General features: G+C 56.6%; 10 protein-coding genes. All 10 read left to right on the top strand.

Annotated features, from left to right (window positions below; all coding sequences use genetic code 11):
* Nucleotides 1-3: 3 nt before the first annotated feature.
* The 10 genes from mdtD (at nt 4) to LQK91_RS02005 (ending at nt 12,242) form a co-directional block, all read left to right on the top strand.
* Entirely contained in the window at nt 4-1,410 is a 1,407-nt protein-coding gene (mdtD, locus tag LQK91_RS02050; protein WP_105098982.1) for a multidrug transporter subunit MdtD, read from the top strand.
* Nucleotides 1,407-2,795: a two-component system sensor histidine kinase BaeS gene (gene baeS, locus LQK91_RS02045; protein WP_004571269.1), complete on the top strand. Its 1,389-nt coding sequence runs from the start codon at nt 1,407-1,409 to the stop codon at nt 2,793-2,795. Before mdtD ends, baeS begins: the two co-directional genes overlap by 4 nt.
* A gap of 6 nt (nt 2,796-2,801) precedes the next feature.
* On the top strand, nt 2,802-3,509 hold the full coding sequence (gene baeR / locus LQK91_RS02040) for a two-component system response regulator BaeR (RefSeq protein ID WP_004571268.1): 708 nt from the start codon (nt 2,802-2,804) through the stop codon (nt 3,507-3,509).
* Nucleotides 3,510-3,629: 120 nt separating this feature from the next.
* Entirely contained in the window at nt 3,630-5,012 is a 1,383-nt protein-coding gene (yegQ, locus tag LQK91_RS02035) for a tRNA 5-hydroxyuridine modification protein YegQ (RefSeq protein ID WP_105098981.1), read from the top strand.
* A 222-nt stretch (nt 5,013-5,234) separates the two neighbouring features.
* On the top strand, nt 5,235-6,134 hold the full coding sequence (yegS, locus tag LQK91_RS02030) for a lipid kinase YegS (RefSeq protein WP_004571266.1): 900 nt from the start codon (nt 5,235-5,237) through the stop codon (nt 6,132-6,134).
* Nucleotides 6,135-6,340: 206 nt separating this feature from the next.
* The gene (manD, locus tag LQK91_RS02025; RefSeq protein ID WP_105098980.1) at nt 6,341-7,555 is read left to right on the top strand and encodes a D-mannonate dehydratase ManD; all 1,215 of its coding nucleotides are present in this window, start codon (nt 6,341-6,343) and stop codon (nt 7,553-7,555) included.
* A gap of 10 nt (nt 7,556-7,565) precedes the next feature.
* Complete coding sequence (locus tag LQK91_RS02020) at nt 7,566-8,576, top strand: Zn-dependent oxidoreductase (protein WP_105098979.1); 1,011 nt, start codon at nt 7,566-7,568, stop codon at nt 8,574-8,576.
* An 80-nt stretch (nt 8,577-8,656) separates the two neighbouring features.
* A complete protein-coding gene (locus LQK91_RS02015; RefSeq protein WP_004571263.1) occupies nt 8,657-9,940 on the top strand; it encodes an MFS transporter in 1,284 nt (427 codons plus the stop codon).
* 67 nt (nt 9,941-10,007) lie between these two features.
* On the top strand, nt 10,008-11,468 hold the full coding sequence (locus LQK91_RS02010; RefSeq protein ID WP_105098978.1) for a mannitol dehydrogenase family protein: 1,461 nt from the start codon (nt 10,008-10,010) through the stop codon (nt 11,466-11,468).
* Nucleotides 11,469-11,555: 87 nt separating this feature from the next.
* Nucleotides 11,556-12,242 (top strand): GntR family transcriptional regulator, encoded by a 687-nt coding sequence (locus tag LQK91_RS02005; protein ID WP_004571261.1) that lies wholly within the window; start codon nt 11,556-11,558, stop codon nt 12,240-12,242.
* The last annotated feature ends 49 nt before the right edge of the window (nt 12,243-12,291 follow it).

The following is a 12,291-nucleotide window of genomic DNA, read 5'->3' as shown; positions in this document are numbered from 1 at the left end:
TCGATGACTACGCAAAGCACTAACGTCCGCTGGCAACTGTGGATCGTTGCCATCGGCTTCTTTATGCAGACGCTGGATACCACCATCGTCAATACCGCGATCCCATCGATGGCGCACGATCTGGGAGTCAGTCCGCTGCACATGCACTCGGTGATCGTCTATTACGTGCTGACGGTGGCGGTGATGCTGCCGGTCAGTGGCTGGCTGGCGGATCGTTTTGGCGTGCGCAACGTTTTCTTCTGCGCGATTCTGCTGTTCAGTATCGGCTCGCTGCTGTGCGCCATGTCCGGCACGCTGGATCAGCTGGTGCTGTCGCGCGTGGTTCAGGGGATTGGCGGCGCCATGATGGTCCCCGTGGGTCGCCTGACGGTGATGAAAATCGTGCCGCGCGAGCAATATATGTCCGCCATGACCTTTGTCACTCTGCCCGGCCAGATTGGCCCGCTGCTGGGTCCGGCTCTGGGCGGTGTGCTGGTAGAGTACGCCAGCTGGCACTGGATCTTTCTCATCAATATTCCGGTCGGCATCGCCGGCGCTATCGCCACTCTGATGCTGATGCCCAACTACAGCATGCAGACGCGGCGCTTTGATTTCGCCGGGTTTATCCTGCTGGCCGCTGGCATGGCAACCCTGACACTGGCGCTGGATGGCCAGCGCAGCAGTGGTGGCTCACCGCTGTTACTGGGTGCCATGATTCTCGTTGGCCTGTTCTCTCTGCTCTTCTACCTGATACATGCACGCGGCAATGATAATGCGCTGTTCAGCCTGAAACTGTTTGATAACCGCGTTTATGCCATTGGTCTGCTGGGCAGTTTTACCGGCCGCATCGGCAGCGGCATGCTGCCCTTTATGACCCCTATTTTTCTGCAGATTGGCATGGGCTACAGCCCGTTTCACGCCGGTCTGATGATGATTTCAATGGTGCTGGGGAATATGGGGATGAAGCGCATAGTGGTGCGCATCGTCAATCTTTACGGCTACCGCAACGTGCTGGTGATGTCGACGGTGGCGCTGGCGCTGGTGGTCCTGCTGTTCCCCCTGGTGGCGCTCATGGGTTGGCTCTGGCTACTGCCGCTGGTGCTGTTTCTGCAGGGCATGGTCAATGCCATTCGCTTCTCTTCAATGAATACCCTGACGCTGAAGGAGCTGCCCGATGAGCTGGCATCCAGCGGCAACAGCCTGTTGTCGATGATTATGCAGCTGTCGATGAGTATTGGCGTCACCGTCGCCGGGCTGTTGCTGGGCGCATTTGCTCATGAAAACATGGCGAACAGCACCGCGAATCACTCAATGTTTATTTATACCTACCTTTGCATGTCGCTGATTATTCTTCTGCCCGCGCTGGTGTTCTGGCGCGTTCCGCCACAGACGAATGCCAACGTTGATTTGCGACGCCGGAGAGAAAAATGAGAGTTAACCTGCGACTGGGCATCGGTGCCAAACTGTTTATGGCGATTTTCGCTACCTGCATGCTGGTCCTGATCACCATGCACTGGGGCGTTCGGATGAGTTTCGAGCACGGCTTTGTCGACTACATTAAACGCGGCAACGAGCAGCGGTTAAACCTGCTCAGCGATGCCCTCGCCGATCAGTATGAGCAGCACGGCAACTGGGATTTCTTGCGCCATAACGATCGGCTGGTCTTTACCATGCTGCGCTCGCTGGAGCAGAATCCCGACAGCAACAGCCAGCTACCGCCGCACGGCTGGCGGACCCAGTTCTGGATTCTTGACCAGCAGTATAAAGTGCTGGCCGGACCAAAATCGCCGGTGCCACCCGAAGGCACACGACGCAACATCACCACCAGCAACAATAAAGTGGTCGGCTGGGTGATCGGCTCGCCGCCGGAGCGGCTGACGCGCAGCACGGACATTAACTTTGATCAACAGCAGCGGCGCACCAGCTGGATTATCGTGGGGCTTTCAACGCTGCTGGCGGCACTGGCGACCTGGCTGATGGCGCGCGGTCTGCTGGCGCCGGTCAAGCGACTGGTCGACGGCACCCATCATCTGGCGGCCGGTAATTTTGCTACCCGCGTGGAGGTCAGCAGCCGGGATGAGCTGGGCCAGCTGGCCGGTGACTTTAACCTGCTTGCCAGCTCGCTGGAGAAAAACGAGAGCATGCGGCGCGCTTTTATGGCCGACATCTCCCATGAGCTGCGCACGCCGCTGGCGATCCTGCGTGGTGAACTGGAAGCGATGCAGGATGGGGTGCGCAAACTGACGCCGGAAGCGATCGCCTCGCTGCAGAGCGAGGTGGTGGTGCTGACCAAGCTGGTGGACGATCTGCACCAGCTGTCGCTGTCGGATGAGGGTGCCCTTGCCTACCGCAAACAGGCCACCGATCTGGTTCAGTTGCTGGAGGTGACGGCGGGCAGCTTTGCCGAGCGCTATCGCGCACACGGCCTGACGCTGAAACTGAATCTGCCCGAAAACGCCCCGTTCTTTGGCGATCCCGACCGGCTGATGCAGTTATTCACCAACCTTCTTGAGAACAGCCTGCGCTACACCGACAGCGGTGGCCGCGTAGAAGTGACGCTGAAGTATGAAGCGCCCCACTGGTGCATCGATTTTGATGACAGCGCACCTGGCGTGGATAAAGAACATCAGGTGCAGATTTTTGAGCGTTTCTTCCGCACCGAAGGCTCGCGCAACCGCGCCAGCGGCGGCTCGGGTCTGGGACTGGCCATCTGTAAAAATATCGCTGATGCACATGGTGGCGATATTCATGCGTCGCACTCTGATTTAGGTGGACTGAAAATCGCGCTACACTTGCGCTATGTTCCCCTTGTGTAAACGCTTATGAGCCAGGAAAACCACGACCCGCTGATTCTGGTGGTCGAAGATGAGCCGAAACTGGCGCAGCTGATGATCGATTATCTGCACGCCTCAAATTACCGTACCCATCACATCGCCGACGGCAACGCGGTGCTGGAGTATGTGCGTCAGACGCCACCCGATCTGATGCTGCTGGATTTAATGCTGCCTGGCACCGATGGCTTAACGCTTTGCCGTGAAATCCGCCGTCATTCCGAGCTGCCGATTATTATGGTTACCGCGCGTACCGAGGAGATCGATCGGCTGCTGGGATTAGAGCTGGGCGCGGATGACTACATCTGCAAACCCTTCAGTCCGCGTGAAGTGGTGGCACGGGTCAAAACGATTCTGCGCCGGGTCAGGCGTTCAGCGGAAGAGCCGCAAAGCGCCTCGTTGCTGCGGGTGGACGAAAGCCGCTTCTTCGCCAGCTGGCGCGAAAAGCCACTGGATCTTACTCCGGCGGAATTCCGCCTGCTGAAAACGTTGTCGCTGGAACCGGGCAAGGTCTTTTCACGTGAACAGCTGCTCAACCATCTTTATGATGATTACCGCGTGGTCACGGATCGCACCATCGACAGCCATATCAAGAATCTGCGGCGGAAGCTGGAGAACCTCGACAGTGAGCAACCTTTTATCCGCGCCGTTTACGGGATGGGCTATCGCTGGGAAGCCGATGCCTGTCATTTGATCTAGTTTGATCCCGATCAATTTACTTCCCTTTTCTCACTGCCTACAATTCCGCACCCTTTGCAGGGCTTAATGGTCCTGCACCTGTCGCCTGAAGCGACATACTGACCTGACATCAGTGAGAAGATCATGAAACCCGAACTGCTTTCCCCTGCTGGCACGCTAAAAAACATGCGTTACGCCTTTGCTTATGGGGCCGATGCCGTCTATGCCGGCCAGCCGCGCTATAGCCTGCGGGTGCGCAATAATGAATTTACCCACGAAAATCTTGCGCTGGGCATCAATGAAGCGCACGCGCTGGGCAAAAAATTCTATGTGGTGGTGAACATTGCGCCGCATAACGCCAAGCTAAAAACCTTTATTCGCGACCTGACGCCGGTGGTGGAGATGCAGCCTGACGCGCTGATCATGTCCGATCCCGGTCTTATCATGCTGGTGCGCGAGGCTTTTCCGACGATGCCGATTCACCTGTCGGTGCAGGCCAATGCGGTCAACTGGGCCACGGTAAAATTCTGGCAGCAGATGGGGCTGAGCCGGGTAATCCTGTCACGCGAGTTATCGCTGGAGGAGATTGGCGAGATCCGCCAGCAGGTGCCGGAGATGGAGCTGGAAGTCTTCGTTCATGGCGCGCTCTGTATGGCCTATTCCGGTCGCTGCCTGCTGTCAGGCTATATGAACAAGCGCGACCCGAATCAGGGCACCTGCACCAATGCCTGCCGCTGGGAATATAAAGTGCAGGAAGGTCAGCAGGATGAGGTGGGGAATATCGTCGGTATTCACACGCCTGTCGCAGTGCAGGATGTCACGCCGGTGCTGGGCATCGGTCAGCCTACCGACAAGGTGTTTCTGCTGGAAGAGAAGATGAAACCTGGCGACGTGATGAGCGCATTCGAAGATGAGCATGGCACCTATATCATGAACTCGCGGGATCTGCGCGCGGTCGCGCATGTTGAGCGGCTCAGCGAGATGGGCGTTCATTCGCTGAAAATCGAGGGGCGCACCAAGTCTTACTACTACTGCGCCCGCACCGCCCAGGTGTATCGCCGGGCGATTGATGATGCCGCTGCCGGGAAGCCGTTTGATCCGTCACTGCTGTTAACGCTGGAAGGTCTGGCCCATCGCGGCTATACCGAAGGCTTCCTGCGCCGCCACACGCATGACAGTTATCAGAATTATCAGCAGGGTTTTTCCGTGTCCGATCGCCAGCAATTCGTCGGCGAATTTACCGGCGAGCGTCGGGGTGAGTGGGCTGAAGTGGCGGTGAAGAACAAGTTTATGCTGCACGACAGCGTGGAGATCATGACGCCTGAAGGAAACCTGAATTGTCAGCTTGATGCGCTGCAGAACGCGCGCGGCGAACCCACAGAGGTTGCGCCGGGCGATGGCCATCGCATCTGGTTGCGGGTGCCGCAGGAAGTCGATCTGCGTTTTGCACTGCTGCTGCGCAACTTCGATCATGGTGAAGATACCCGGGATCCACATAATCGTTTACCAACGGAAACATTTTGAGGAAATCAGAACAGGATCACAGACCCCTGTTCAGCGCTGCTTTATAGTCCTGCCTGCTGATAATGAGTAACAACAAACGGCAGATTTACCTGGAACCACCTCATTTACCCGCCCGGCTCCCCCGTGCGGGTTTTCTTTTTTCTCTCTTTCGCCAATTATTTACTGCTGGCAGCTATGTTATAAATTCCCCTTCTTACTCTGTAGATCTCCAAGGAACGCAAAATGGATAATAAACCGCTAACGCTACTCATTCTGAATGGGAAAGGCGCGGGCAATGATGATCTGCGCGAAGCCATTACTGCCCTTCGTGAAGAAGGCTTCGATATTGCGGTGCGTGTCACTTTTGAAAAAGGTGATGGCGACAGGTACGTCAAAGAGGCGATTGCGCTGCAGGCGGAGACGGTGGTCGCAGGTGGTGGCGATGGCACCATCAACGAAATCGCGACGGCGCTGGCGGCATCGAATGCCGATCATCGCCCGGTGCTGGGCATCCTGCCGCTGGGAACGGCCAACGATTTTGCCACCAGCGTGGGCATCCCGGAAGAGATGGAACCGGCATTGCGCCTGGCGATCCAGGGCAAAGCCAGCACCATCGACCTGGCCAGAGTGAACCAGGATCACTACTTCATTAACATGGCGACGGGTGGATTTGGCACCCGTATCACCACGGAAACCCCGGAAAAGCTAAAGTCGGCACTGGGCGGTGTTTCCTATTTTATTCACGGCCTGATGCGCATGGATACGCTGAAACCTGATACCTGCGAGATCAGCGGTCCCGATTTCAACTGGCAGGGTGATGCGCTGGTCATTGGCATTGGTAATGGACGTCAGGCGGGCGGTGGTCAGCGACTCTGCCCTTCGGCCCTGATTAACGATGGCCGGCTGGACGTCAGCATTGTCACCGCACAGGAGCTGCTGCCGACCCTGTTGCACTCACTGACGGGCGACGATGACAATCCGGGCATCGTCACCGCACAGCTTGAGTCACTGACCATCCGTTCTCCGCATGAAATGACCTTTAACCTTGATGGCGAGCCGCTTTCAGGACGGGAATTCGTGATTGAGGTGATGGCGGGCGCATTAAGCTGTCGCCTGCCACCACAGTGTGAACTCCTTTCCTGAGCCTGATTCAGGGGGCGAAAGCCCCCTTTTAATGCCGGTCTGAATCTCTGTTTGTAAAAAGCGCCTCTTTCATTCCCCTGTTTGCCGCGCCTGGGTACCCCTGAAACACTCTGTGACTGGGTTCACAACTCTGCCAGACCAACTTGTATGGTAGTATTAAAGTGCGTACTTTTTCATCATTGAACGCTGACTGAAAGGCAACCAGGATGAAAATTGTTAAGGCGGAAGTATTTGTAACCTGCGCAGGCAGAAACTTTGTCACCCTAAAAATCACCACCGATCAGGGACTGACCGGCATTGGCGACGCCACGCTGAATGGCCGTGAATTACCGGTCGCCTCCTACCTGAAAGATCACATCTGTCCGCAGCTGATTGGCCGCGATGCCCATCAGATCGAAGATATCTGGCAATACTTCTACAAAGGCGCTTACTGGCGTCGCGGTCCGGTGACCATGTCCGCTATCTCTGCGGTCGATATGGCACTGTGGGATATCAAAGGTAAAGCTGCCAATATGCCGCTTTACCAGTTGCTGGGTGGTGCCTCACGCACTGGCGTTATGGTCTATTGCCACACCACCGGCCATTCCATTGATGAAGTGATGGATGACTACGCGAAACATAAAGAGCTGGGCTTCAAAGCGATTCGCGCCCAGTGCGGCGTGCCGGGCATGAAAACCACTTACGGGATGGCAAAAGGCAAAGGCCTGGCTTACGAGCCAGCAACCAAAGGTCACTGGCCGGAAGAGCAGTTCTGGTCAACCGAGAAATACCTCGATTTCACACCGAAACTCTTTGCGGCTATCCGCGACAAATTTGGTTTCGATGAGCATCTGCTGCATGACATGCACCATCGCCTGACGCCAATTGAAGCAGCGCGTTTTGGTAAAAGTGTGGAAGATTATCGCCTGTTCTGGATGGAAGATCCGACACCCGCCGAAAACCAGGAATGCTTCCGTCTGATCCGCCAGCACACCGTCACGCCGATTGCGGTGGGCGAAGTGTTTAACAGCATCTGGGATTGTAAGCAGCTGATTGAAGAGCAGCTGATCGACTACATCCGCACCACCATCACACATGCGGGCGGCATTACCGGTATGCGACGTATCGCTGATTTTGCCTCGCTCTATCAGGTGCGCACCGGCTCTCACGGTCCTTCAGATCTCTCCCCGATTTGCATGGCGGCGGCACTGCACTTTGACCTCTGGGTGCCGAACTTCGGCGTGCAGGAGTACATGGGCTTCTCTGAACAGATGATGGAGCTATTTGACGCAAACTGGACCTTTGATCAGGGCTATATGCATCCCGGCGACAAACCGGGCCTTGGCATAGAGTTCAACGAGAAACTGGCTGCGAAATATCCCTATGAACCTGCCTATCTGCCGGTCGCCCGTCTTGAAGATGGCACCCTGTGGAACTGGTAAGGAGAAGCTCATGAAAAGTGTTGTTATTGAACAGCCAGGCGAACTGGTGATAGCTGAACGTCCACTGCCACAACCGGCGGCAGGCGAAGTCCGGGTCAAAGTGGCCTATGCCAGTATCTGCGGTTCGGATGTGCATATCTGGCACGGCCATAACCCGTTCGCAAAATATCCGCGCGTGATTGGCCATGAATTTTTTGGTGTGATTGATGCGGTAGGTGCGGGAGTCGATGCGGCCCGACTGGGTCAGCGCGTGGCGGTCGATCCGGTGGTGAGCTGCGGCAGCTGCTATCCCTGCTCAGTAGGCCGCCCCAATGTCTGTACCACACTGCAGGTGATTGGCGTGCATCGCGACGGCGGCTTCAGCGACTATGCGCTGGCCCCGGCAAAAAACGCCTGGGAGTTGCCGGACGCCATCCCCGACAAGCTTGCCAGCCTGGTTGAGCCCTTTACCATCGCAGCCAACATCACGGCGTTTCTTAAGCCGCAGCCAGACGATGTCGCCCTGATTTATGGCGCCGGACCAATGGGGCTTACCGCGATTCAGGTGCTGAAAAACGTCTATAAAGTGAAAAAAGTGATGGTGGTGGATCGTCTGCCGGAACGCCTGGCGCTGGCTGAAGAGAGTGGTGCCGATCAGCTGTTCGATAACAGCGAAATCCCACTGGCAGCACAGCTTGAGGGCGTCCAGCCCACGCTGATTATCGACGCTGCCTGCCATCCCGCTATTCTGGCAGAAGCCGCCGCGCTCGCCTCACCGGCCGCGCGTATCGGTCTGCTGGGCTTCTCCGGCGAACCGTGCAGCATTACTCAGCAGAGCCTGACCAGCAAAGAGCTGTCGCTGTTTACCTCGCGTCTCAACAGCAACCGCTTTCCACAGGTGATCGCGTGGATGGAACAAGGCTTGATCCAGCCAGAGAAACTCGTGACGCACTACTTCCCGCTGCAGGAGATTGAACGCGCGATGACCCTGTTCGAAAAAGATCCGCGCACCTGCTGCAAAGTGATCCTGCAAATGGGTTAATTCCCGCTGAACACCAGGTCTCCTTCGCCGGTGCGTACCCGCCGGCCTGATTAAAAAAGAAAACAGATCACGGAGTTTGTATGTTCAAGAATCTGCGCTGGACCCTCGTTTTGCTGCTCTTCCTGGTTTACATGATCAACTACCTCGATCGTGTTGCCCTGTCACTGACGGTGCCGCTGGTGGAGAAAGATCTGGCGATCAATGCTGAGCAGTTCGGCATGATTTTCGGCAGCTTCTTTTTCGGCTATGCCCTGTTTAACTTTGTCGGCGGCCTCGCCACTGACCGCTTTGGCCCGAAAATCGTGCTGGCCGTGGCGGTGGGTGCCTGGTCCATTTTCTGCGGCATGACCGCACTGGCGACCGGCTTCTGGTCGCTGCTGATTCTGCGTGTGCTATTCGGCATGGCGGAAGGCCCAATCTGCTCCTCAGCCAACAAAGCCATTAACGGCTGGTTCCCGAAAAAACAGGCCGCAACAGCGATGGGCTTACTGAGTGCCGGCTCACCTTTGGGTGGCGCCGTCGCCGGCCCGATCATTGGCTATCTTGCTCTGGCCTATGGCTGGCGTCCGGCGTTTGTGATCGTCTGCTGTATCGGTCTGGTCTGGATGGCGTTCTGGCTCTTCTTTGCCGCTGATAACCCGGCAAAAAGCAAAATTGTCACCGAAAAAGAGCGTCTGCTGATTGATCGCCTGAAAGCCACCAATCCGAATGATGAGGTTGACCTGGCTGAAACGCCGCATCCGTTTGGCTACTACCTGCGCCAGCCGATTATCCTGGTCACGGCGTTTGCCTTCTTCTGCTACAACTACATCCTGTTCTTCTTCCTGAGCTGGTTCCCGGCCTATCTGGTGCAGGCGCACGGCCTGGATATCAAATCCATGAGCATCACCACCATGATCCCGTGGATAGTCGGATTCGTTGGTCTGGCGCTGGGTGGCTGGATCTCCGATAAAATCTTCAATATCACCGGCAAACTGTTGTTGTCCCGTAAAATTGTGCTGGTGGTCTCACTGCTGGCAGCCGCAATTTGTGTGGCACTGGCGGGTACGATAAAAGAAGTGGTTCCCGCCGTTATGATGATGTCGGTGTCGATTTTCTTTCTCTATATCACCGGCGCGATCTACTGGGCGATTATTCAGGATGTGGTACACAAGAGTCGTATCGGCAGCATCAGCGGCTTTATCCATCTGGTGGGTAGCCTCTCCGGCATCATCGGGCCGATCGTCACCGGCTTTATTGTCCAGCACACCGGTAAATTCGATAGCGCCTTTGTACTGGCGGGTTGTGTCGCCGCGCTGGGGGCTTTCCTGGTGCTGTTCGTGATTCGCAGTCCGAAATCCCAGGATAAACCGGTTTCGGTCTGAGTGTTGTTCCGCTAACAGAACGATGATTTCGGGGCGCCATGCGCCCCGTTTGCCATAAGGACGGACTATGTTACAGATTGATCGCCTGCCCGCTGAGGTCCAGCGCCCCACTTACGACCGCAGCAATTTAAAGACTCGCATGGTACATATTGGTTTTGGTGCGTTTCACCGCGCGCATCAGGCACTCTGCAGCGATAAGCTGGCTGAACAGGGCAGTGACTGGGGCTACTGCGAAGTTAACCTCAACAGCGGCGATCTGATTCAGGCTCTGCGTGAGCAAAATCTGCTCTATACCCTGACAGAGATGGCCGATGACTCACTGCAAACCCGGGTCATTGGCGTGATTACTCAGGCGCTGCACGGCAAAAGTGATGGGATTGAGGCGGTGATCAACGCAATGAGTCAGCCAGAGGTGGCCATTGTCTCTATGACTGTCACCGAGAAAGGCTATTGCCATCAGCCCGCCAGTGGAAATTTAAACCCCGATCATCCTGACATCGTGCACGATCTGCAGAATCCAGACTCGCCTCGCTCGCTGCCGGGTCTGATTCTGGCCGCGATTCGCCGCCGGCAGAAGCAGGATCTGCCTGCGTTCAGCGTAATGTCCTGCGACAACATGCCGGAAAATGGTCACGTCATCCGTAATGTGATTGTGCAGCTGGCACAGTATCAGGATCCGGCGCTGGCAGACTACATTCAGCAGCACATCACCTTCCCCTCCACCATGGTGGATCGCATTGTTCCGGCCATGACCGATGCGGCATTTGCCGCGCTGAACGCGCGCCTGGGTTGCAGCGATCCCGTTGCGGTTGAAGCGGAACCCTTCTTCCAGTGGGTGATCGAAGATAACTTCGTTAATGGTCGTCCGGCGTGGGAAAAAGCAGGCGCAGAGCTGGTCAGCGATGTCCTGCCCTATGAAGAGATGAAACTGCGGATGTTGAATGGCAGCCACTCTTTCCTGGCCTATCTTGGCTTCCTGGCCGGTTATGAGTACATCAGCGACTGCATGGCCGATCCTCATTTCCGCGCCGCCGCCCGTTCACTGATGGTGGATGAGCAAGCCCCGACGCTGCGCACTCAGGGCGTGGATCTCAATGCATACGCCGATTCGCTGATTGCCCGTTATGAAAACCGTGCGATTAAACATCGCACCGGACAGATTGCCACTGACGGCACCCAGAAGCTGCCACAACGTATGCTTGATAGCCTGCGCTGGCACCTGCAGCGCGGCAGCGACTGCGACCTGCTGCTGCTGGGCGTGGCGGGCTGGATGCGCTATGTCGGCGGCATTGATGAGAAGGGTCAGCCGATTGAGATTCGTGATCCGATGAAAGCGCAACTGGCAGAATGCGTCGCCAGCAGCGAAGAGGGTGAAGCGCGTGTTCGGGCGTTACTCTCCATGCGCGAAGTGTTTGGCGACGATCTGGCGCAGAATGCCGATGTGGTCGGCCGACTGACCGCCTGGTATAACAAACTGACCGCTCAGGGCGCGCGCACGACGGTGCATCAGTCTCTCAACCGCAGCTAAAAGGGCTGGCGCAGACGCAGCGCGCTGATTAGACTGGCACTTTCCCATCGCGCTGGCTTTTGCCAGCCGTAATATGGATATTGCTGCATGTCGATCGCCTATACCATTACGACCAGCGAACCGGTAAATCAGCAGATTTACCGGTATCTGCGCAAAGATATTGTCACCTGCGCAATTCAGCCAGGCTCGCTGCTTTCTGAAAAGGAAGTGTCCGCGCGCTTCAACGTCTCACGCCAGCCGGTGCGCGAAGCGTTCATCAAGCTGGCTGAAGCCGGACTGGTACAGGTATTGCCGCAGCGCGGCACCTTTGTGCGCAAAATCTCCGCTAAGCGGGTAGCGGATGGCCGCTTTATCCGTGAAGCGGTGGAAGTGTCGGTGGTTCGTCGTGCGGCGCTGGAGATAGACGATTCGTCGCTGATGGCGCTGGAACATAACCTGCAGCTGCAGCGCATGGCTGCTGAGCGCCATGACAGCCAGGCTTTTCTTACGCTGGACGATGAGTTTCATCGCCTGATCGCTGAAAGTATCGACTGCAAGCTGGCCTGGGAGACGGTGGAGAACATCAAAGCGGCAATGGACCGCGTGCGCTTTCTGACGCTGAGTGAAGTCTCGCCGCCAGAAAAGCTGATTGAGCAGCATGAAGAGATTTTTGCCGCGCTCAAGGGCCATGACGACAATGCCGCCGAAGCGGCGATGCGTCGCCACCTGCAGGAGATGATCTTCTCAATCACTCCCATTGCCGAGCGTAACAGCGCCTGGTTTGAAGCACCCTAATCGCTCATCACCCGCACCGCCTGAATGTCAGGCCGGTGCGGGTCTTCGC

The sequence above is a fragment of the Pantoea sp. MHSD4 genome (genome assembly GCF_021043305.1).
GTDB lineage: Bacteria > Pseudomonadota > Gammaproteobacteria > Enterobacterales > Enterobacteriaceae > Pantoea > Pantoea eucalypti.
Note: the sequence above shows the minus strand (reverse complement) of the source record. Positions and strands in the feature narration are given on the sequence as shown.